The sequence below is a fragment of the Bacillus sp. EB106-07-01-XG149 genome, from assembly GCF_058791555.1.
The window spans coordinates 211,982-233,646 of record NZ_JBYTDP010000004.1 but is presented as its reverse complement, the minus strand read 5'-3'; the positions used below and the strand labels follow the sequence as shown (position 1 = coordinate 233,646).

Genomic DNA, 21,665 nt, shown 5'->3' with positions numbered 1-21,665 from the left:
TCATTTAGATATTATATCCTCACTTTTTTTAAATAGCAAACTATTTTTTCACTTTGTTAAATATTAAAATACTTATTACAATTCCTTTCTAAAACTTACAAATACATGCAAAATAGACTACTGGCTTATTTTTAAAATTGTAGTATACTTAGTCATTATTTCGAGTTTTCTAACAAAAATATCGAAGGTGACACAATGTTCTATATAAAACAACTACTACACTTCACTTACGAGCAAGCATTATCTTGCTTATTCCCAGTCGTTATTTTCTTAACACTAGCCCTTTCAAAAATAGTTTCTATCCCAGGGTTATACCGCTACGATTTCATACTCATCGTATGCCTTCTTATGCAGTGGCTTATGTACAAGACTGGACTTGAGACGAAAGACGAATTAAAAGTAATTACTGTTTTTCACCTTATCGGGCTTTTACTAGAAATATATAAAGTCCATTTCGGTTCATGGAGTTATCCGGAAGAGGCGTATTCAAAAGTTTTTGGAGTTCCACTTTACAGCGGTTTTATGTACGCAAGTGTTGCAAGTTACATATGCCAAGCGTGGAGAAGATTGCATTTACAAATGCATCATTGGCCGAAAGCTATTTTTGCCGTGCCGTTAGGAGCAATGATTTACTTTAATTTTTTTACACATCATTTTCTATATGACTTTAGATGGGTATTAACTGTACTTTTATTCATCGTTTTCTTTCGGACATTTGTAGAATTTTCATTACGAGGCGTTACATATAAAATGCCACTCGTTCTCTCCTTTTTCCTTATTGGGTTCTTTATTTGGATCGCAGAGAACATCGCAACATTTTTCGGAGCATGGCAATATCCAAATCAACGGGAAGCGTGGAATCTCGTTCACTTAAGCAAAATTAGCTCCTGGTTCTTACTCGTTGTTATTAGCATTATGATTGTTACACAACTCAAACATTTGAAGGCGTCGAAAAGATAATGCTGATTATGTAAAAACAGTTAGCCCATCACTCATTAGAAAGTGATGGGCCCCTTTAATAATATTTTTTAAACTGTTCGTTATAGATTCCTCACAATTTACAAAAGCATACACAATCGCACATTATGAACTAGTACTAGCAGAAGAAGTTGCTGCAGATGAAGCGGCAATTGTTGCCATCATAGCTGCCTGTTGTGCCTGTATGAGGACTTCTATCATAGTTTGTAAACCTGTGTTAGTAGCTTTACTTTCCTCACCCTTCTGACTTACGAACAGCTGAATAGCAATAAGAATATTCGTATCTGTATGCCAACGGAGTAATTTCTCCCCCTGCAATTTTTCAATCAACGCTTTAATAGAATGAATCTCTTTTTCTCCATCCTCAAGTAACGCTAGTAGCCCGATAGCTGGATAATGCATCTGTTTCACTTTTACCTTTTCTTGTTTTAACAAATTCCATATGTTTGTACATGTTGCAACTAACATTTCTTCACTGACATCCTTCTTTAATGAAAGTATATGACTTAAAAATTGAAGATCGTTCCCTTTACGCAAGCCAGCTATCGCTAGTTTCTGATAAAGACGTTCCACTCGGTCCATAAGTACTTCTACATTCTCTGATTGTCCTGCTAGTAAAACCGCGAGCGGATAATCATTTGTACCTGTAAGAAAAAGATGATCCTCTTTCATCCGTTTAAATACTTGCATCGAACGCTGAATGTGTGTGCCCAGCTGTTCATTTTCTTCTGTTAAAAGCACAGCTGCTGCGAGATAAGTAAATATACTTCGGCTAAAACCACCAACGACCAATTGTTCATATAAATCTAAAAACTTCCGAAAAGCTTCCTTGTAATCTGTAAAGTGAATATCTAAAGTTGCGGCCACTACAAAGCGATGATAAGACTTTAAGTATGAAAACATCCCTACCTGATTCTTAATATAACTACTAATTTCTAAAAAACGTCCGAGATCAAACAATTTATCACTACTTGTATACATAGCAGCAATCATCATTCCTGTTCGAGAATCACTCGTTTTCCATTTTAGTTCTCCCTTTAACTGTGAATATGTATGTATATATTGCTCCAGCTTTTGTTCTAATGTAATCATAGTATTCACTCCTATTTCTAGTTCTTCTCTATTATTATACTTATATTTCATACAGATTTTGCAACCTTATTTTTGTATTATATTCAATATTTTTCTATTATGTAAAACAAAAAATAATAACTATTCCTACTTCATCAGTATCACGATGATAATCGTTCATAATCCTTCAAGAAGTTCAACAACAAAAAAAGATAGATAATAAATTATCTATCTTTTTTTGTCTTTATATTATTTAACATTACACCTGTATTGTGAAAAATAAGATTGTAACTACTTACACCTCAATTTTCACAAAACATCTGTGATTTCGTTTTTCATATGCAATTAAAACTAAAGAGCCTTAATAATACGTTCCATCGCCTTCATTTGCCCAATATGATCAGCTTCATGATAAAGCATCATACCGTATAGCTCTCCTACTGTTTCCAATCCTAGAAATGGCTCTGGTAGTTTATTTTCAAATGCTTCTGCTGGAATTTCGTTAATACGTTTAGCTTGTTCTTTTAATTGAGCCGTTAACACTTCTAATGATGGTCCTTCTGTTTTCCATTTAGACGGTTTTGATCCATACCCAAACATACCTGGATATTCAGTTGGTAATTTTTTGAATTCTTTTCCAAACATGAAAACTTCTGCTGCTGTTAACACATGACCAATATGCCAGCGAATTGTATTATTAAAACCCTCCGGCTGTGTATCTGCAGTTTTATCATCTAACGTTTCCATAAATTTAAGTAATGCCCCACGCGTTATTTCAAATTGTTTTAAACCAATTATTCTATTCATTTGATCGTTCCCCTTCTTCATGTACCATTTATTATGAACTAAGAATGTTCAACTTATTAAAGTTTCACCTTGTTTAATCTATCAGAAACAATGAAGAAATACATCTAATATGCTCAGTAAAAATAATAAAAAGGTTCGCCCCTCGTACATATAGAATTACTCACTACACAAATAGTTTAGTAAATAAAAGAGGAGTGTTCTTGCATGTTATATATTTTAAAACAACAATATAATCTTATTAGTTCTACAAGAGAAACTCTATTTTCGTTTTTGGAAGAAATCCCACTAGAAAAATTACATAGCACTGTTCCAAATTTCGGGAGCGGTAGCCTCATAAAGACACATATTCATGTAGCCGATTGCTATCGATACTGGCTTGGATCGTTCGCATTCAAGCAAAAACGGGCAGATTTTTCATTTGCTAGCGATTACGAAATTGAACATGCAGATATCGCAAAAGTCCGTGCTAGATTTAAGTTAGTAGATGAGACTGTACAACACTTTTTAGATGAATACAATGACCGTTGGCTCGAAAATATAGCAAATGAAGTGAAATGGCAAAAAGAACCTTGGAGTACAACACCGATATGGCTTTTAACTCATACAGAGACACATGAGTTTCATCATAAAGGACAAATTGTATCTATGGCTCGTCACCTTGGGTACACTCCTCCTGATACAGACCTTAGTTAATTCGATTATAAAAAAACTTGTTGATACATTTTGTTGTGTATAAAACTTTTATCATTTGTTTTAGGTATACCATATCATTATAAAATTCATGTAACATCAAAGTAAGACACATACTTTTCAAACAATACACAAAATAAAACTCTTCTTCCATGTAGAGCAAAAATATTTATATACTCTATCACCAAACTTAAGGAGAAATTTATAATGAGATTAGAGAGTGAAAGAATTTATTTAAGACCTCTTTGCGAACTAGATGCCCCAATTATATTAGAAAGTACGATGGATACAGAGATACGTTATATGACTGGAACCAAACCTACTTTTTCATTGGAACAAATAAAGACACATATAGCTCATATAAATAATGATTCGAGTCGCTACGATTTCGCTATTTGTTTACAAAGCAATGACGAAATGATTGGAGAGTTGTCGATTTTAGATATCGATGAGGGGAACAAAAGAGCAGGCTTCCGAATATCGATGCTTTCTATGTCATTAACAGGAAAAGGCTATGGAACTGAAGCTATTAAAATAGTTTTAAGTTTTGTTTTTGAACAACTATCATTAAATCGTTTACAGTTAGAAGTGTTTAGCCATAATTTACGCGGAATTAGAGCTTATGAAAAGGTTGGGTTTATAAAAGAAGGAACTTTACGTCAATCTTTATTTTATAACGATACATACTCGGATGAAATTATTATGGCAATACTTAAAAGTGATTATAAAGATATATCATTGTAAATAACTGTTCTTAAACTATTAACAACTTGAAAGAACCTTACCACAATAAAATGCAGTAAGGCTCTTTCATTTTCATATCAAATAACAGCTCTTAACACATTTGTAATCGTATTAATACCAAATTGTCTCCGCATAATTATATGCATCACTATTCGGAATAGCATGTTTCCCTTGCGCCTGTGCCTTTCTTGGATCTAAATCATATACCATTGGCGTATAGCATGATGTTTGCCCTTTATTCACAACACCATTTCCTCCAGCACTCCCGCAAGTATATGCCTTTCCATCTGTTTTTCTTACGATTCTTGCATCAGCTTCGTTATTATATACTGCTGCACGAGTTACTGTAACTTTCGCCCATGCTGTCTTACACGTCGTGCTAAACTTTAATTCTACATAAGAATTTGAATCAATCCATTTCTTTTCTTTCGTTACAGCGGATTGATCACAGCTATTATAGTAAGGACTTTTCCCATCATACGAATGATCTTCTGCATATGCTTTATCGCTATTCGTCGTACTAAACACACTAGTTAAAACGAGCAATGATAGACAAAAACATGCGCTTAGCTTTTTTAAAAGTTTCAAAGTATTCCACTCCTTTTTAATAGCGTCCTGTTTTTCCATAACCGTTATTAAACGTAACCGCTTCAGCATCTGCTGTGTATCCGAAATCAGCAGTTAAATCAAATACCATTCCTGTATAAGTGCTCGTTTGACCTGTTTTTATTGTGCCGTTTCCCTGATTAGAAGTGACTGATTTTTGGAATACACCATTTTTGTATTTATTCACAACAGCGTACGCATACACTCCTCCAGAAACAGCTGGTGCTGGTTGATCTAAAACAAGCTTAGACCATGCTGCATGACATTTATTACTGTAACGTAAATACACTGTCCCTACTTTTTTACTACCTTCGTACACCGCTGTAGACTTTGCATTAAATCCATCTGCATCGCACGTTGTACTGCCTCCGTATACTTTCGTTGTAGCCGGATTTTTTCCGTCATAGTAACTACTTAAATCAGTAGCTGCAAATGTACTTCCTTGAAAACTAAATAATACACCTACACTCGCTACACTTAACACACATACTTTCATTAACTTTTTAAACATTGTAAATCTCCCCCCCAAAAATAAGTACGTATCATAAAAACAAGCTATACCGCTATGTAAGCCCTCCTTTCATGCTTCCTAGAGGCATCTTACAGAAACGGATAAACGTTGTAAATTTCCTTATGATTATTGGAATATACGAAGAATTTTACTTATCCTTGTGAGAAAAAAAGTTGAGAAATACACATTTTATATCATTCTTTATACAAAAGTGCCATTTTTTCTTTTATATAAATAAATATTTCTCCACTTAATCTGTTGTAAAAAACTCCCTCGTCACATCAATAAATTGCTGTAACGGTGCTGTCATCCACTTATCTTTATGCCAAGCAATTTGCGTAAAAATTGGATTGATAGTATTTTCTAGATGTAACTCTTTTATCGTCCCCTCTCGTATATCTTTTTCTACTACTATTGCTGGTAACACGGCTATACCTAAATCTGCAATAACACATTGTTTAATTGCCTCTACACTAACAAACTCAATTTTATTTGCTGGATACACATCTTCTGTACGAAATAGCTCTTCAAATAAAGTTCGGTACGAGCACCCTAGCTCTGTTAGCAACAGCGTCTCACTTTCTAAATCTTTTGTAGAAACAGAAGTTTGCTCGAGTAAATGATGCCCTGGAGCAGCTACTACTTTTAATTCTTCTTTCATAAGCGGCTCCACATGTAAAACATCTTCTGTTTTACATTCGTCCAAAATAAAGGCAAGATCGACTTTTCCCTCCATCAATTGTTCCTTCGCATCTTTATTGGAATGTGCTGGTTTAAATATAAGCTTTATTTGAGGAAATTGTGCTTTAAACCTCTTTAATATAGAAGGAAGTCTATATGTACATTGGCTTTCTTGCGCACCGATTATTAACGTACCTGCTATTTCTTCATCATCTTTCACAGCCATTTTCGCTTCGTTACTGAGTGCAATCATCTTGTCGGCATATAATTGAAACTTTCTGCCCGCTTCAGTTAAGAAAAGGCGTTTTCCTAATCTTTCAAATAACGGCGTACCTAGCTCAGCTTCTAACGTTTTAATTTGTGCTGTTACGCTCGATTGAGCAAAGTTTAATTTCTTCGCAGTTTGCGTAAAATTCAAAGTGTCCGCGGCTATTTTAAATGTAATTAATTGTTTTATCTCCATTTATCGTCCCTCTTTCAATCGATATTTCCGATTGATTTCATCGAAATAATCTTCTTTGTCTATCGATATTTGTATTGTATGATAAAGAGCATCGACAAACAATAAAATGGAGGTATTCCATATGAAAGCACTTTGTTTCGAACAGTTCGGAAATCCGGATGTACTACAATATAAAGAACTAAATAATCCAATCATAAATCCAAATGAAATTCTTGTCCGCACGAAAGCAATCGGTTTAAATTTCGCCGACATTTATAGACGCCGCGGTGATTATCATCTCGCTGGCAACCCGCCGTATATATTAGGTTATGAAGGGGCTGGCGTTGTTGAAAAAGTAGGAGCTGACGTTACGAATATTAATCCTGGAGATCGTATTGCATTTGCTGACGTTCCATTTGCAAATGCTGAGCTAGTTGCTGTTCCGTCTGAGAAAGCAATTAAGCTTCCAGATTCTATCTCTTTTGAAACAGCCGCTTCTGTCTTATTACAAGGATTAACAGCACATTATTTAACGAAAGATAGCTATGAAATAAAACAAGGTGATATAGCTTTAGTACACGCAGCAGCTGGCGGTGTTGGGCAACTTCTTATTCAAATCATTAAACTACTAGGCGGAAAAGTAATCGGCCTCACGTCATCAAAAGAAAAAGCAAAGATGGCTACATTAGCTGGTGCTGAGCACGTTTTTTTATATACGGAAGCATGGCATACAAAAGTAGTTGAAATAACAAATGGTGATGGAGTAAATGTTGTATATGAATCAGTAGGTTCTACATTAGAGGAAAGTTTTAGCGCTACTAAAACTGGTGGTACTGTCGTATTTTACGGAATGGCCGGTGGTAATCCCACGCCCGTTGATCCGCGTATGCTTATGGATACTTCAAAAACTTTAACTGGCGGAGATCTTTGGAATGTGCTTACTACTTTTGAAGAACGTAAGCAGCGCTCTACTCAATTATTTGATTGGATCACTGCAGGAGAATTAAATATCGCGAGTCCAACTACATTCGCTTTACAAGATGGTGCTCTTGCACATGAATTATTAGAGAGCAGAAAAAGTACTGGGAAGATTTTATTAATCCCGTAATTCACAAAATAAAAAGGAAGCTAGATTTCTCTACCTTCCTTTTCTTATTTTTATATTTCCACACTTTCTTTCCCTTTTGCAACGTAACTCATATCTCCAACAGACTCGACTGTGTATGTTCCGTCTTTATATACAACCTTGGTCACACTAGCATTTTCTACTCCAAGTTTTGTTTTGCTACTGTCTAACATTTCTATTAAGGTAGTAATTAAAAGCCCATGAACGACAACTAAAACGTTACCGCCACCACTTTTAGCAGATTCTTCACTAATTTTATCAATTTCTGCTTTTATACGAGTAGAAAATAATTCCCAATCTTCCGCCTGTTTCGTAGGGTCTGCTGCTCTAATAAGATTAATCACTTCTTGAATAGAAAACTTCATAAGTTCTTCTGGTGATGCAACGCCTGCAGCTTTTCCAACCACATCCCACATATTTTCAAGTTTTTCACCTTCAAAAATACCAAAATTTAATTCTCGTAATTTTTTTCTTTTCTCAAGTTTTAACTTTGATTGCTCACTATATTTTAATACTAAATTAGCAGTTTCAATCGCTCGGCCGCTATCACTACTATACGCATTCGTAAAATGAACATCTTTTAATCCTGTTCCTAAATTAGAGGCAACTTCAACACCTTTTTCTACTAACGGGGAGTCTGCCCAACCTTGCGCGCGATGATTCGTATTTAATATTGTTTTTCCGTGTCTTGTAACATATAACGTAACTACATTCTCATTGCTATCTGTTTCTCGATTCTTCATTCTATTCTCTCCCTTTACATTTCTATATCAATTTTACCACCTTAATTATTCATTGAGCAAAATATACGTAAGTGAATTTGCTAAATAAAAAAAGCTATCTTTCTGTATATCTCTACAAAAAGATAGCATCTTTTATAATTACATTTCTTAACTGATACTCCTACTCAGCAAAAGCACTCGAATATTGTACAATTCCTTCTACACCTTGCAGAGTGTTCTCACTTAACTCAATCACCATAAACACTTCATCTGGCACTTCAAATGGTGCTTTTATATTCCACTTACTCGCTTTCTTAAAACCAAATTTCGGATAGTACTCTGGATGTCCTAATACTACAACTGACCCGTATCCAAGTTCTTTCGCTTTTTCTAACGCAGCTCCAATAAGTTTTCCACCAATTCCTTTTTTCTGATGGCCCCTAGCAACTGATACAGGTGCAAGCGCTAATGATTCTACAGAAGTTCCATCCTGTTCTATCGTAATTTTGGATAACAGAATGTGACCAACGATTTCCTCATCTACTGCAACGATTGATAACTCTGGAATAAATGCGTCACATTCTCTAATACGTTTTACAAGTTCATGCTCTTTTTTATCACTAAATTCTTCATGTAAAAATGCTTGTTGTACAACTTCTTCTGTTTTTCTATAATCGGTTTTTTGTTCTTGTCTAATCGTTACCATTCTATATTATCCTCTATTCTTTCTTATTTCTTTTTGAATTTTACGAAGCGCTTTTTTCGATCCGCGCTCTATATCATGCTGTATTTTTCTTTCTTTATAATCGACAAATAGTGTATTTAAATCATATCCCTCTGGGTATAATTCCTTCGCCGCTACCTCTAACGTAATACGTTTTACATTCACTTCAACAAATTCACCGTTATAATATACAACGACGTTATAGAAATTATCTATTTCCTTATAGATGATACCAAAATCATCATAATCTAATAAATTTACACGATCGCCGATTTTGTACTCGTAATGATTTCCTCTTTTTTCTTGCACAAATTTCGGTTTTCTAATTTTGCTTTCATTCAGTTTTTCAAAACAATATTCTTTATTTTCCATGTACTCTTTCGCTCTTTTCAGTACATGTTCTCTTACGTTCATTTTATTCGCAATCCAAAGTGCATTACTTTCACCTGATTTTCCAATTACTAATTTATAAAGTGGCTCTAGTGTTTCACTATTGAATTGCATTGCTGCATTCATAAAATCATCGTGCATTTCTGAGAAGCGCTTAATTTCACCGTAATGCGTACTCGCAACTGTAATACATCCTGCAAAATAAAACTCCTCTAAAATAGAAATTGCAAGTGCTGCCCCTTCATTCGGTTCAGTCCCGCTTCCTATCTCATCAAATAATAGTAGCGTATTATTATTTGACATCCTCATAATTTCAGATAGATTTTTCATATGAGATGAAAATGTACTTAGTGCGTTTTCGATACTTTGATTATCACCAATATCTACAAATACATTTTCAAAAATAGCAATTTCTGTTTCTTTATCTCCAGCGATGTGCAGACCTGACATTGTCGCTAAAGTTAACAATCCGATTGTTTTTAATACAATTGTTTTCCCGCCCGCATTTGGTCCTGTAATAATTAAACTACGGTAGTTTTGACCAATTTCAAAGTGTAACGGTACTACTTTTCCACTTAAAAGCGGATGCTTACAATTTACTAAATGAATGTAGCCATGATCATTTAACTTCGGCTCTATTCCATCGATTGATTTACTAAATTTCGCTTTCGCAAACACCATATCATATTGGCTAATCAATTCCATATTAATTTTTATATGATAAATACTTTCTACTACCATTCCTGATAAAGTCGCTAAAATTTGATACTCTTCCATCGCTTCTTCTGCTTTCAAACTAGCGAGTTCCGCATTTAACTTTGTAACCGTGTGTGGTTCTATAAATACAGTAGAGCCTTTAGCGGACGCTTCAACTATACTTCCCGCAACTTGATTTTTATAAGAAGATTTAATTGGAATCGTATACCTATCATCCTTCTTACTAATAAAGAACTCTTGAATATACTTCTTATTTGCACTACTATTTAAAAACTTCGTTAAGCGCTCTTTTATTTTTCCGTCTACCGAATCAATGTTATTGCGAATTCGTTTTAATTCCTTACTCGCAGCTGCATCAATACTATTACCTTTAATGGAAAAGTTGATTTCCTCTTCAATACTTTTATATTCAGTCATTGAATTCGCATAAGAAGCTAATACTGGCGCAAAAAATTCTTTATCTAACATAAACTTTTTAATCTTTCTACAGCCACGTAAAAAGTCTGAAACACTTACTAACTCTTCAGGATCTAAAATCATCCCTTTTTCTAATTTTTGAATTGTACTAGCAATATTCGAAATGCCGAAGAAAGGAACATGCCCTTCTGCATCTACTATAGCTCGTGCTTCTGTCGTTTCATTTAAGCGATTTCTCACTACTTTTATACTCGTACTCGGCTCTAATTTATTTAATAATTCCTTACCTAATCCACTTACACAATATGATTTCACTATTTCTTTTAATTCGTTATATTGTAACTTTTCAAAAGTCATCGTATTCATTTTGTTTCTCCTCACTATGATTGATTTATATCATAAATGAAGATACCTACTCATTAGATTCCAATGAGTTCTACATTATTCAATTACCATTTTTATACACTAAAAACGTATACAAAAAAGCTGCGGGGATACCGCAGCTTTTACATTTACAAGGCAAGTGTAATAATATATGAGGAAATAAGCCATAAAAAACAGATGGCAATCCCCTTATTACACGCTTTATAAAGTATTGTAGGTATCTTCATAGGTTTCGAAATAAATCCATGACAAAATTAGGGGTATGATGTACATAAAAATCCCCTGGTCTTATCCGATTTATTTCATTAAATTTTTCCTATTTAGTACCTACCGCACTCACAAAAAGCACCTCTCATTAATTTATATTATAGTCATTGAAATCTAATTTATTGAAATCATCATACTATATGTTTTGTGAGAAGTAAAGGTGTCAAACTATTCCCTTGCAGATTGTAAAGCTTTCATATAATCAACCTTTTTCTCAAGGGTCTTTTTCGCATCTTCAACCGTTACTATATAATCTACTGCAATATGTTGTAATATTTCCTTATTAGCATTTGGCAACTGAATTGTAATATCATCCACACTACTCTTACTATTTTCAATCGTTTTATTAAATTCCTGAATACTTCTCGCAAGCTCCGCTAACGTTTCCATATGTGCACGGTTGTTTACGTCCAAAAAGATATTACTTTTGAAAACTGCCGTAACATAATGCTTCGGATGTTTCTTCGCTATTTTTTTCTCTTCATTCTTACCGAAAACGGTATCCCCTGTTTGCATTTGCTCGAAAGTAAGTATAGTATCATTTCCTTTTTCTTCATAATATGTATTGAATCTTTCTCGTAAATCATTCGCTTCTTTTTTTATTTTATAGTTATCATTATTTACCTTTGGAGAGGTTCGTCCATCGAAATACATTTGAAATTGTAAATATGGTTCATCTACTTGCTGTACATAAGCTATTCGTATATCTGGTCCTAAAAAATCCTTACCTTGTTCGGGTATTTCAATTCGATCTAGTTTTACAGTAATACCATGCTCCGATTTTGTATAACTTTGTGCTTTTCGTTCAATTTCTTCATCCGATATATCACATGATGTTAATAGTAATAAACTAAGCATTATGCTATATTTCATTATTGTTCTTTTCATATTGCCTCTCCTTTTGCTACTACTGCCTATACAGAAATGTCCTTATGGATTTTAAATTACGATTTATATAAAGAACTTCTTCTCATAACCACAAGTGTAAAAACACCCTTTTATTATCACTTTACACTTATAGTGTAATTTTACACTAAATTTATTTTATCGTAAAACAAATATAAAAACTATTAAAATCACGTTAAAAACATACTAATATTTAGTTCTATAGCAATCACAATACTGTTTTTTATTGTATCGAACTTTAAAGTAATAACTTTAATTTCGCTGCAAAAAAAATTAAATTAGCGCCTCCGCTATTGCGAATGTCATTTACTTTCCCTAATACATTTAATAATTATGACAAGCAATCATAGGAGGTTACTATATGAGCGAACAATACATCATTTTACATGGGCCTGCTCTTGAACCAAATTTAATTGGCCCCACACTACCACCAATTCCACCATTTACATTCCCGACCGGACCTACTGGAATTACAGGACCTACCGGTGCGACAGGTTTTACTGGAATTGGAATAACTGGTCCTACTGGAGTTACAGGACCTACCGGAATTGGAACAACTAGTCCTACTGGGGTTACAGGACCCACTGGAATTGGAATAACTGGTCCCACTGGAATTACAGGACCTACCGGAATTGGAATAACTGGTCCTACTGGTGCAACTGGTTTAGGGATTCTTCCCGTATTTGGAACAATAACTTCTGAAATAGGTATCGGTTTTTCAGCAGTAGTTAATACAAATGTTAATTTTAACGTTCCAGGACCTGTTAGTGGAACTACTCTAAACCCAGTAGACAACTCCATTACAATTAATACCACTGGTGTATACGCTGTATCCTTTTCAATCGTATTTGCGATACAAGCTATCTCATCTAATATATTAAATCTTACAATAAACGATTCTATTCAATTCGCAATTGAAACACGAGTTGGTGGTGGTTCTGGGGTAAGAGCTACATCCGCCAGAACTGATTTATTACCTTTAAACCAAGGGGATGTTCTTCGAGTACGAATAAGAGAAGCCACGGGTGACATTATTTATTCCAACGCATCTCTCGTTGTTTTAAAAGTCGACTAGTTCATTTATGAAAATAAAAATTTAGGAATGATAACAATATAAAAAAAAGAGGAAGACTTATATTTCAGTCTTCCTCTTCTTTTTATCACCAATTCACTGCTGAACATATATGGAAACTGATCCTCCACTTACATGGAACTGCCCCCATCCGTCCTTATTAATTGTTACAGTATTTTTTTGATTACCCGTCATATCGTACCATACTTCCCCTGCGTTATCCTTTCCAACTTCCATCCACTTTGATCCTCCTGGCCCATCTGAGATTAATGTCGCTAGACCAGCATCCGCATGTACACCATCACCTTCTCTTGTCCAGCCAATTACATCTGGATGGTCTAAATAATCACGCTGCGTACCATATGCAAAGTTTTTTCGTGCCGTCAAAATCGGATCAATTTTATCTTTCAACGCTGGAATTTCATAACTACTATTTCCGTTTGTCCCATAGTAATCACCATAGAAAACTGAAGGATAGCCCTCTGCACGAGTTAAAATAAATGCATATGCCAACGGTTTAAACCACGGACTTACTACAGATTCCAATGACTGCCCAGGCTGAGAATCATGATTCTCAACGAGAGTGACTGCAAGTGCAGGGTGATTTTGCATTACTGTTCCATTTAAAATATTTCTCATATCATAATTCCCATTTCCTTTTGAAGCATAATGAAAATTGTAATGCAGTGGTGCATCAAATACAGATTGATTATAATTGACTTTCGCTAAATAATTATTTAAAGTCTGGATATCATTTCGCCAATATTCAGCCACTGTAAACATTTCTTTCCCCGTTTGTTGTCTGACATGATTTACCCAATCGCGTAAATATTCATGATCAATATGTTTAACAGCATCTAAACGAAATCCATCTAAATTTAATTCATTCGCATACCACGTCCCCCAATTTTTCATCTCATTCGCAACATCTGGATGATCAAAATCAAGATCTGCATACATCAAATAATCATAATTTCCATTCTCGCTAGACACTTCCCAGTCCCATGCTTTACCTATACCTCTAAATTTATAAATTCGATTTAATTTCCTCCCTTCATCCCAATCCGTTCCGTCAAAATGATACCATTTCCATTTAAAATTAGAATAAGTATCTCCGCGCCCAGGAAAGTTAAATCCTGTCCATGCATTAATTTCATAATCACCTGATACCTCAATATTTCGATTGTTACGGTCTACCTCAACAGCTGTTACAGTTTCAGTATAATCTGCTCCACCTTTATGATTCATAACTACATCGCCGTATACATCGATGTTTTGCTTATGTAAAGCTTCAATTGCAGATTTCAATTGTGCTTTCGTCCCATATTTTGTTCGTACCGTTTCTTTTTGATTGAATTCCCCTAAGTCATATAAATCATATGCTCCATATCCTACGTCATTTTGCGTAGTTCCTTTATATGCAGGCGGTATCCAGACAGATGTAATTCCTTTCTGAGCTAAATTTCCAGCATCCGAATGCAAGCGGTTCCAAAGATTCCCATCATTCGGAGCATACCACTCAAAATACTGCATTAACGTTCCATTGTTAACCGTATCTGCATACGCTTTACTCCTCTCATATATACTAGGTAAAAACAAAACAACCGACAAGCCGACTACTGTTATTTTTTTTAACATATTTACAACATCCCCTTTCAAGAAAACGTTTGCATAGTTTATCGAAATTATTATAATATTCGTTCTACAATTAGTAAAGTAGCAATCTCTCACTCTCCCACATTATTTTTTAGTCTAACTTCACATATTCAACAAATACTTCAAAGTAATTTTCATTTCACATCTTATTCAAGATTGTTTACAATTTATCTATAAAAGCATGATGGAGGGATTTCTATGACCGACTTTCAAAAACAATTTTTTTCAAGATTACATATAGAAGAAAAACACAATGTTTCATTTGAAGATTTACCTAACATTATGTACGCGATGGCACAAACTGTCCCTTTTGAAAACTTAAATATACTCGAAAACAACTTTACAGAAATATCAAAAGAAAATCTAAAAGAAAAAATTTTAGTAAACAACCGTGGCGGTCTTTGTTATGAACTTAATCCTACTATGTACTACTTCCTTAAAGACGCTGGATTTGATGTTCATCTCGTTTCAGGAACAGTGTACAATGCAGCAAATTCTACATGGGCTGTTGATTCTGGACATATCGCAACCGTTTTAACACATCATAATGAACTTTATTTAATTGAAGTAGGATTCGGATCATACTTACCACTTGCACCTGTCCCTTTCTCAGGTGAAGTCATTCACTCCGTTACAGGAGATTATCGTATTCGTAAAGAAATGACCGAAAAGGGAAACTACATGTTAGAGATGCGTAAAAATAATGAGTTTTTGGATCAATCTTCTGCTGATGATTGGACGTTAGGCTATGCATTTTATTTAGAAGAAGTCACTGAAGAAAAAGCAAATGCAGCACAAAAAATTATCGTTGAACATGAAGGCTCACCATTTAACAAAGTACCTCTTATTGTAAAACTAACTGAAGATGGGCATGCATCTTTAACAAAGGATAGTCTGACAATAGCGAAAAACGGTAAAAAAACGAAAGAAAACGTTACAAATGGGCAATATAAAAATCTTTTACATTCAAAATTCGGAATTACATTATAATTTTTCAAGCCTTGCCATTTTAGCAAGGCTTTTCATTTTCCAGCAGGGATTTTTTGCAATTTGTTGTATTTCATAGTTATATAGGAATATAACTACATATTTAGAAAGGAAATGATTATGACTGAACTTAAAGATCGACTACAAGTAGATGATAAAGAGAAATGGGATTTAACGGATATTTATCATACAATTGAAGATTGGGAAAGCGATTTTCATAAAATTGAAGTATTAACGAAAGAATTACACGAGTTTAACGGAAACATTCATGATGGCAATAGTTTATTAGCTTATTTAACAAAGAGTGAAGAAATTTCTAGCATAATATCTTTAATGTTCGCTTATGCACGATTACAATCTGACCTTGATACGCGCGATACTGACGCTCAATCTCTTGTCGATAAAGTATCACAATTACATGTGAAAGTAAGTGCGGCTAAATCTTTCTTTTCCCCATTCTTACTTAGCGTAGATGAAAACACATTACATTCTTACATAGAAGAAGCAGAAGGTTTACAATATTATAAAGAAGACTTATTTGAATTGTACCGTTATAAAAAACACGTCTTGAATAAGGACCAAGAAGAGATTTTATCACAATTGGGCGAAGCACTTTCCTCTCCTCAGCATACATACGGCATGTTAAATAATGCAGATATACTATTTGGTGAAGTGACTACTGATGAAGGAGAAAAAGTTACTCTAACGCGTGGAATGTATGCAAAGTTAATAGAAGATGAAAATCGCGAGAAACGTAAAGAAGCCTATAAAGCTTATTACAAACCATACGTTCAATTAAAGAATTCTATCGCTTCTACTTTATCTGCTGCTATTAAAAATAATGTTACTGTTTCAAAGCTAAGAAACTATCCATCAGCTTTAGAAAAGTCATTATTTGGCGACATGGTTCCGAAAGAAGTATACGAAAATTTAATTGAGACGACAAAAAAAAATATTCAATCACTACATACTTATAATGAACTTCGAAAAGAAAAATTAAATGTAGATGAACTACGTCAATACGACTTGGGCGTTGATTTAGTAGCGGGTGTAAAACAAGACATTCCATATGACAAAGCATTTGACATGATGATCGAATCACTAGCTCCATTAGGTGGAGAATATATTGAGACATTAAAAAGCTTTAAAGATAAACGCTATATCGACGTGAGAGAAACGCCAGGAAAACGTTCCGGCGCTTATAACTTTGGTGTATACGGCGTTCATCCTTTCATTCTTTTAAATCATCACGATGATTTAAATAGCCTTTTCACTCTTACTCATGAATGTGGACACGGTATGCATACGCACTACTCACACGGATACCAACCAAGAATTTCTGCACACTATACTATTTTTGTCGCAGAAGTCGCTTCTACAGTAAATGAAGTGCTATTAATTCATCATTTATTAAAAGAAGCAAAAGATGCTGCTGTACGTAATCATTTAGTAAACCATTTCATCGATAAATTTAAAGGCACTTTCTTTACACAAATCATGTTCGCTGAGTTTGAAAAAATCACACATACAATGGCTGAGCAAGGTAAACCATTAAATGCCCAAGTCTTTAGCGAAGTTTATGAAAACTTGTTTAGAGAGTATAATGGCGACTCTCTCGTATTTGACGAAGAGGTAAAATACGGATGGGCTAGAATACCGCATTTCTATCGTCCATTTTACGTGTACAAGTATGCAACTGGATTCGCTTCTGCAATCCAAATTGCCGATAAGTTATTAAGCGGTGATCCAAATGCTCAAAAACATTATATTGAATTCCTTAAAGGCGGAAGTTCTGACTATCCATTAAACCTATTGAAAAAAGCTGGTGTTGATTTAACTACGCCAGAACCGATTGAAAGTGCACTAAATCGTTTCAGCTCACTTGTTGAAGAGTTTTCAGCATTATAAAAAGCATGCAGAGTATATACTCTGCATGCTTTTTTCATTTCGGTTACTTTATGCCAAATGTTGCTGCGTCACACAGTGAATCATGCCACCATACGCAAACAGTTCATTTACATAAATACCGACAATTCTTCTTCCTGGAAACTGCCCTTCAATGATTTGAAGCCCTAACTTGTCATGCTCATCTCCATATATAGGAACTAATACAACTTCATTTCCAATATAAAAGTTCAAATATGAGCCCTTACAGTCTGCTTCTTTTACCATTTTTCTTGTCACCGGTACTGGTATGAGTTGAAATGGTTTTCCATCTATATTTCTTGCTTGTCGTAATTCTTGATAATGCTTTTCGTATGCCTCCAAAAGGTAGAATTCGCCTTCCCCGAAAGGATCATATTCATAAAGAATTGTATTTTCATTTACAAAACGTGCTGCCCCATCAATATGGTAATCCGTATCTTCATCATAATTATCCTCACCACGAATGCCCGATATCCATATAAAATTCGTTACCCCTAAATGCTTCGTTAACTCTATTTCAATCTCTTCCTGACTTAGTGTAGGATTTCGATTTTCATTTATAATAGAAGTTTTTGCCGCCATTAAGGTTCCATTTCCGTTTATCTCTATTCCTCCGCCCTCTAGACAGACACTAGAATTAACTTTTGGAATACTATGCGTTTCACTTATTTTTGCCGGAATAACAGCATCATTTTCATACGGATATTTCTCGCCCCACCCATTAAAAATCCAGTGTGTTAAGCAGAGATTGCCTTCCTTATCTTTTACAAAAATCGGTCCATTATCTCTTATCCACACATCATCTGTATCTTGGACTAAGAAATCAATTTTATCCATATCCACTTTCGCTTTCATTAACTTGGATTGGACATGCACTTTTTCTACTTCATCATATACAACAATATGCACAATTTCTCCGTAATGAAGCTCCTTTGCCATCGTTACCCAAATATCATCTAGCTTACTCCTGTAACCTTCACCTCTATGAGCTTTATCATGAGGCCATTGGAGCCATGTCCCCTCATGCTTTTCCCACTCAGCTGGCATATAAAACAAACTACTTTCTATATTTCTCATACGTGTTCACCCCTTCTTCGAATGTAAGTTTAGTCTAAACTTTGACATCGTGTTAAGGTCAACAGAAATATATTCATGTACTTGTAACTACATTATAAGGTGTCTCTTTATTTCTCCTTGTGATACACTACTTCTCCTTGTAAAACCGTCACTAAAACTTTTGCATCTGGAATCTTATCGACACTCATTTTAGTAATATCTTCATTTAGTAATATCATATCGGCTGATTTACCTACTTCAATTGAACCAGTAATAGTATCAAGGCCTAATGCTTTGGCGGGCTTAATCGTATAAGCATCAATAGCTGCATATATATCAGATAAGCCTTTCTCTTCAATACTTAGCGCATTCGAAATCGTCACAAGTGGATTTAGTTCATTTACATCCCAATCACTACTAAGTGATACGTTTGCTCCTGTTTTCCAAATGCGTCCTAACGGCATAATTCGTTCCATCTGTTGATTTGTAAAATACGCACTTGCCCAGCTTTGTTTCGGATCTTCTGCAAAATCATGACCTACTTGGAAATCAGCACTAATTCCTAATTTTGCAAAACGATTTATATCACTATCTTCTACCATTTCAACATGCGTAAGTGTATAAGGCTGATTCGCCCCTTCTTTTTTCGCTGCTTCAATTGCATTTAAACTCTCTCTTACCCCGCCATCTCCAATCGTATGAATGAGTGCACCGTAACCAATTTTATTGAGTTCACTCAACCACCACTTCATTTTTTCTTCTGGAATATAGTTCAAACCGTACGGCGTTCCTTTAAACCACTCAAATTTATATTTTTCTAGTATTTTAGCTGTGCTGTTAATGCTAATTCCATCACTATACATCTTCACTTGATTAATAAGCATTCTAGATGATACATCATCCCGCTTGATTTTTTTGAAATATTCCATTTGCTCTGCTTCATTTAAGTTCGGATATACCCACGGACGCAGTACTACTCGTGACGTTAACTTTTTCTCATCGTTAACTTTATTCCAAACATCTAACCAGCCTCGTTTCCAATAAAGACGTCCATCTCCGACTGTAGTAATACCATTCTTCGCAACTTCATCTAAACCGTCTAACAAACCTTCATAATTTTTTTCAAAGAGTTTAGGCTGAGAATTCCACGCTTTTTCCATTACGATATCCCCTGCTGTATCATACAGTAGCCCGAAAGGTTCTCCTGTTTCTGGATCCCGGATGATTCTTCCGCCTTGCGGATCTTTCGTCTCTTTATTTATTCCCGCTACTTCCAATGCTTTTGAGTTAACCCATACAGAATGAGAAGTTCTTTCCATAATTAATACAGGGTTATTAGGAAATAACTCATCAAGAACTTGTAATGGCGTTTGCTGTTCTGATTTTTCGTCCATATCTTTTAACAGCTCTTCCAAACTAAATCCTGTTCCACTTACCCATTCGCCATCTTTCACATCTTTTTTACAAGCCTTTAAATACGAGCGTTGTTCTTGCAGCGAAGCATCTGGTGAGACACTACAATTCCCTGCTGCTGGTGATTTCGCCTCAAATATATGATTATGATTGTCCACAAAACCAGGAAGAATAAAACGTCCTTGTAAATCCACCACTTTCGTATCTTCATTTATAAATTCTTCTACATCTTTGTTTGAACCAACAAATGTAATTTTCCCTTCTTTAACGGCTACAGCCTCTACAATGTCTTGCTTGCCATTTGAAGTATAGATTGTACCATTTTTAAACACTACATTTTTGGGCAATTCCTTAGGTAGAACAAAACTACCATTCTCACCTTCTCCTCCTCCAGGAGTACATGCTGAAACCCATGTCATACTTAGAATCAGGCAAATAATCATAATTGTTTTTTTCATATTCTTTCTCCTTTTTATTACGATGAATTACTTACATAAATAGAATAAGGATTGACATAATGTTAATGTCAATCCTTATTCTTAGTTTATTTTCATAACTAAAAAACAAATTTGTGTCACATACTCCTCTACTAAACAATCACATTCAGATCCCTTGATGTAAACCTCATATGGTGAATCATCTATTACATAACCATTTCTTTCAATCCATTTTTCTAACGCTATATAAGCGTAACCTATATAGTCGTAACTTCCATAATGCATAGTAGTAACGATTTGATGCGGATTTAATTTTTTTATTTCATATTCTTGTACTACGTCTTTATCGTTCTCATGCATAACTGGAATTCTTAATTCAATATCGCTTTCATTTGGGATATACTCTTCATCATAAAAAACTGTAGAAGGCGAGCCGACTATTCGGAAGTTATTCTTGTGTGCTTTTTCATATAAGTCATAAAAATAATCATCCATATCATCTATATTTATTTGTAACCTTTGAGAAATTACTGTTATTTCATTTCTCATCCCAATTAATATATCGTAATTTCTATGGCAAGCAGTATTTAAAGCAGAATTCATATTTACCATTTCATTCATTTCTGAAATAACCTGTAAATTTTGTTTTACTTCATGAGATAACTCTATAATTTGCGCTTGCATATGTTTAATAAATGAATCTTGATCTGACGACTGAAGAATGATTTTAATTTTCGGTAGAGGGAACTTATACTCCCTTAACTTTTTTATTTTCAATGCTATTTCTAACTGCCCTTGCTCATAATATCTATACCCATTCTCCGGGTTCACATATGCTGGTTTTAATATATCTTCTTTGTCATAATGCCTTAGCATCCGTGTACTCATTTTACAAATCCGCGAAAACTCAGTAATTGTATACATATACTTACCCC

At 34.6% G+C, this 21,665-nt stretch carries 20 protein-coding genes; 7 read left to right on the top strand and 13 right to left on the bottom strand.

Features of this window, described 5'->3' with window-relative positions:
- Window positions 1-195: 195 nt before the first annotated feature.
- Window positions 196-960: a DUF817 domain-containing protein gene (locus tag AC3WTA_RS18175; protein WP_000499390.1), complete on the top strand. Its 765-nt coding sequence runs from the start codon at window positions 196-198 to the stop codon at window positions 958-960.
- Between the two features lie 123 nt (window positions 961-1,083).
- On the opposite strand, the gene AC3WTA_RS18170 is transcribed toward AC3WTA_RS18175, so the two are convergent.
- Entirely contained in the window at window positions 1,084-2,121 is a 1,038-nt protein-coding gene (locus AC3WTA_RS18170) for a DUF4003 domain-containing protein (RefSeq protein WP_097860342.1), read from the bottom strand.
- 279 nt (window positions 2,122-2,400) lie between these two features.
- Window positions 2,401-2,877 carry a DinB family protein gene (locus tag AC3WTA_RS18165; RefSeq protein WP_116480661.1) on the bottom strand — a complete coding sequence of 159 codons (477 nt, stop codon included), beginning with the start codon at window positions 2,875-2,877 and terminating at the stop codon, window positions 2,401-2,403.
- Window positions 2,878-3,060: 183 nt separating this feature from the next.
- On the opposite strand from AC3WTA_RS18165, the gene AC3WTA_RS18160 reads away from it, so the two are divergent.
- A complete protein-coding gene (locus AC3WTA_RS18160; protein WP_000965762.1) occupies window positions 3,061-3,549 on the top strand; it encodes a DinB family protein in 489 nt (162 codons plus the stop codon).
- A 204-nt stretch (window positions 3,550-3,753) separates the two neighbouring features.
- Window positions 3,754-4,290, top strand: a complete 537-nt coding sequence (locus AC3WTA_RS18155) for a GNAT family N-acetyltransferase (RefSeq protein ID WP_097860340.1) — start codon at window positions 3,754-3,756, stop codon at window positions 4,288-4,290.
- A gap of 111 nt (window positions 4,291-4,401) precedes the next feature.
- On the opposite strand, the gene AC3WTA_RS18150 is transcribed toward AC3WTA_RS18155, so the two are convergent.
- From AC3WTA_RS18150 to AC3WTA_RS18140, 3 genes are all read right to left on the bottom strand, one after another.
- Window positions 4,402-4,878 carry a DUF2690 domain-containing protein gene (locus tag AC3WTA_RS18150; RefSeq protein WP_000771045.1) on the bottom strand — a complete coding sequence of 159 codons (477 nt, stop codon included), beginning with the start codon at window positions 4,876-4,878 and terminating at the stop codon, window positions 4,402-4,404.
- A gap of 16 nt (window positions 4,879-4,894) precedes the next feature.
- Complete coding sequence (locus AC3WTA_RS18145) at window positions 4,895-5,407, bottom strand: DUF2690 domain-containing protein (RefSeq protein WP_000473753.1); 513 nt, start codon at window positions 5,405-5,407, stop codon at window positions 4,895-4,897.
- A gap of 250 nt (window positions 5,408-5,657) precedes the next feature.
- On the bottom strand, window positions 5,658-6,551 hold the full coding sequence (locus AC3WTA_RS18140; RefSeq protein WP_000403849.1) for a LysR family transcriptional regulator: 894 nt from the start codon (window positions 6,549-6,551) through the stop codon (window positions 5,658-5,660).
- A 121-nt stretch (window positions 6,552-6,672) separates the two neighbouring features.
- On the opposite strand from AC3WTA_RS18140, the gene AC3WTA_RS18135 reads away from it, so the two are divergent.
- Window positions 6,673-7,638, top strand: a complete 966-nt coding sequence (locus AC3WTA_RS18135; RefSeq protein ID WP_088107055.1) for a quinone oxidoreductase family protein — start codon at window positions 6,673-6,675, stop codon at window positions 7,636-7,638.
- 50 nt (window positions 7,639-7,688) lie between these two features.
- Here the strand turns inward: AC3WTA_RS18135 and AC3WTA_RS18130 are convergent, their stop codons facing one another.
- From AC3WTA_RS18130 to AC3WTA_RS18115, 4 genes are all read right to left on the bottom strand, one after another.
- Window positions 7,689-8,399 carry a histidine phosphatase family protein gene (locus AC3WTA_RS18130; protein ID WP_000797118.1) on the bottom strand — a complete coding sequence of 237 codons (711 nt, stop codon included), beginning with the start codon at window positions 8,397-8,399 and terminating at the stop codon, window positions 7,689-7,691.
- Window positions 8,400-8,559: 160 nt separating this feature from the next.
- Window positions 8,560-9,084 (bottom strand): GNAT family N-acetyltransferase, encoded by a 525-nt coding sequence (locus AC3WTA_RS18125; RefSeq protein ID WP_098632214.1) that lies wholly within the window; start codon window positions 9,082-9,084, stop codon window positions 8,560-8,562.
- Window positions 9,085-9,090: 6 nt separating this feature from the next.
- Window positions 9,091-10,992, bottom strand: coding sequence for an endonuclease MutS2 (locus tag AC3WTA_RS18120; RefSeq protein WP_492332954.1), 1,902 nt, complete (start codon window positions 10,990-10,992; stop codon window positions 9,091-9,093).
- A 453-nt stretch (window positions 10,993-11,445) separates the two neighbouring features.
- Complete coding sequence (locus AC3WTA_RS18115; RefSeq protein WP_078183024.1) at window positions 11,446-12,165, bottom strand: hypothetical protein; 720 nt, start codon at window positions 12,163-12,165, stop codon at window positions 11,446-11,448.
- A gap of 379 nt (window positions 12,166-12,544) precedes the next feature.
- Between AC3WTA_RS18115 and AC3WTA_RS18110 the strand changes: the two genes are divergently transcribed.
- Window positions 12,545-13,258, top strand: coding sequence for an exosporium leader peptide-containing protein (locus AC3WTA_RS18110; protein WP_492332953.1), 714 nt, complete (start codon window positions 12,545-12,547; stop codon window positions 13,256-13,258).
- 93 nt (window positions 13,259-13,351) lie between these two features.
- Here AC3WTA_RS18110 and amyS read toward each other — a convergent pair whose 3' ends face one another.
- Complete coding sequence (gene amyS / locus AC3WTA_RS18105; protein ID WP_492332952.1) at window positions 13,352-14,893, bottom strand: alpha-amylase; 1,542 nt, start codon at window positions 14,891-14,893, stop codon at window positions 13,352-13,354.
- Window positions 14,894-15,109: 216 nt separating this feature from the next.
- On the opposite strand from amyS, the gene AC3WTA_RS18100 reads away from it, so the two are divergent.
- Together AC3WTA_RS18100 and pepF are read left to right on the top strand one after the other, a co-directional pair.
- Complete coding sequence (locus tag AC3WTA_RS18100; protein WP_000129224.1) at window positions 15,110-15,901, top strand: arylamine N-acetyltransferase family protein; 792 nt, start codon at window positions 15,110-15,112, stop codon at window positions 15,899-15,901.
- A 117-nt stretch (window positions 15,902-16,018) separates the two neighbouring features.
- Window positions 16,019-17,806, top strand: a complete 1,788-nt coding sequence (gene pepF / locus AC3WTA_RS18095) for an oligoendopeptidase F (protein ID WP_000137577.1) — start codon at window positions 16,019-16,021, stop codon at window positions 17,804-17,806.
- Between the two features lie 48 nt (window positions 17,807-17,854).
- Here the strand turns inward: pepF and AC3WTA_RS18090 are convergent, their stop codons facing one another.
- From AC3WTA_RS18090 to AC3WTA_RS18080, 3 genes are all read right to left on the bottom strand, one after another.
- Entirely contained in the window at window positions 17,855-18,901 is a 1,047-nt protein-coding gene (locus tag AC3WTA_RS18090) for an agmatine deiminase family protein (RefSeq protein ID WP_078183020.1), read from the bottom strand.
- 107 nt (window positions 18,902-19,008) lie between these two features.
- Window positions 19,009-20,751 carry an amidohydrolase gene (locus AC3WTA_RS18085; RefSeq protein WP_070168994.1) on the bottom strand — a complete coding sequence of 581 codons (1,743 nt, stop codon included), beginning with the start codon at window positions 20,749-20,751 and terminating at the stop codon, window positions 19,009-19,011.
- Window positions 20,752-20,832: 81 nt separating this feature from the next.
- The gene (locus AC3WTA_RS18080; RefSeq protein WP_000288083.1) at window positions 20,833-21,654 is read right to left on the bottom strand and encodes a MerR family transcriptional regulator; all 822 of its coding nucleotides are present in this window, start codon (window positions 21,652-21,654) and stop codon (window positions 20,833-20,835) included.
- Between the last annotated feature and the right edge of the window lie 11 nt (window positions 21,655-21,665).

What these genes read in the sequence shown, in the direction of transcription:
- AC3WTA_RS18175 (WP_000499390.1), top strand. Translation starts at nt 196, where the DNA reads ATGTTCTATATAAAACAACTACTACACTTCACTTACGAGCAAGCATTA.
- AC3WTA_RS18170 (WP_097860342.1), bottom strand. Translation starts at nt 2,121, where the DNA reads ATGAAATATAAGTATAATAATAGAGAAGAACTAGAAATAGGAGTGAAT.
- AC3WTA_RS18165 (WP_116480661.1), bottom strand. Translation starts at nt 2,877, where the DNA reads ATGAAGAAGGGGAACGATCAAATGAATAGAATAATTGGTTTAAAACAA.
- AC3WTA_RS18160 (WP_000965762.1), top strand. Translation starts at nt 3,061, where the DNA reads ATGTTATATATTTTAAAACAACAATATAATCTTATTAGTTCTACAAGA.
- AC3WTA_RS18155 (WP_097860340.1), top strand. Translation starts at nt 3,754, where the DNA reads ATGAGATTAGAGAGTGAAAGAATTTATTTAAGACCTCTTTGCGAACTA.
- AC3WTA_RS18145 (WP_000473753.1), bottom strand. Translation starts at nt 5,407, where the DNA reads ATGTTTAAAAAGTTAATGAAAGTATGTGTGTTAAGTGTAGCGAGTGTA.
- AC3WTA_RS18140 (WP_000403849.1), bottom strand. Translation starts at nt 6,551, where the DNA reads ATGGAGATAAAACAATTAATTACATTTAAAATAGCCGCGGACACTTTG.
- AC3WTA_RS18135 (WP_088107055.1), top strand. Translation starts at nt 6,673, where the DNA reads ATGAAAGCACTTTGTTTCGAACAGTTCGGAAATCCGGATGTACTACAA.
- AC3WTA_RS18130 (WP_000797118.1), bottom strand. Translation starts at nt 8,399, where the DNA reads ATGAAGAATCGAGAAACAGATAGCAATGAGAATGTAGTTACGTTATAT.
- AC3WTA_RS18125 (WP_098632214.1), bottom strand. Translation starts at nt 9,084, where the DNA reads ATGGTAACGATTAGACAAGAACAAAAAACCGATTATAGAAAAACAGAA.
- AC3WTA_RS18120 (WP_492332954.1), bottom strand. Translation starts at nt 10,992, where the DNA reads ATGAATACGATGACTTTTGAAAAGTTACAATATAACGAATTAAAAGAA.
- AC3WTA_RS18115 (WP_078183024.1), bottom strand. Translation starts at nt 12,165, where the DNA reads ATGAAAAGAACAATAATGAAATATAGCATAATGCTTAGTTTATTACTA.
- AC3WTA_RS18110 (WP_492332953.1), top strand. Translation starts at nt 12,545, where the DNA reads ATGAGCGAACAATACATCATTTTACATGGGCCTGCTCTTGAACCAAAT.
- amyS (WP_492332952.1), bottom strand. Translation starts at nt 14,893, where the DNA reads ATGTTAAAAAAAATAACAGTAGTCGGCTTGTCGGTTGTTTTGTTTTTA.
- AC3WTA_RS18100 (WP_000129224.1), top strand. Translation starts at nt 15,110, where the DNA reads ATGACCGACTTTCAAAAACAATTTTTTTCAAGATTACATATAGAAGAA.
- pepF (WP_000137577.1), top strand. Translation starts at nt 16,019, where the DNA reads ATGACTGAACTTAAAGATCGACTACAAGTAGATGATAAAGAGAAATGG.
- AC3WTA_RS18090 (WP_078183020.1), bottom strand. Translation starts at nt 18,901, where the DNA reads ATGAGAAATATAGAAAGTAGTTTGTTTTATATGCCAGCTGAGTGGGAA.
- AC3WTA_RS18085 (WP_070168994.1), bottom strand. Translation starts at nt 20,751, where the DNA reads ATGAAAAAAACAATTATGATTATTTGCCTGATTCTAAGTATGACATGG.
- AC3WTA_RS18080 (WP_000288083.1), bottom strand. Translation starts at nt 21,654, where the DNA reads ATGTATACAATTACTGAGTTTTCGCGGATTTGTAAAATGAGTACACGG.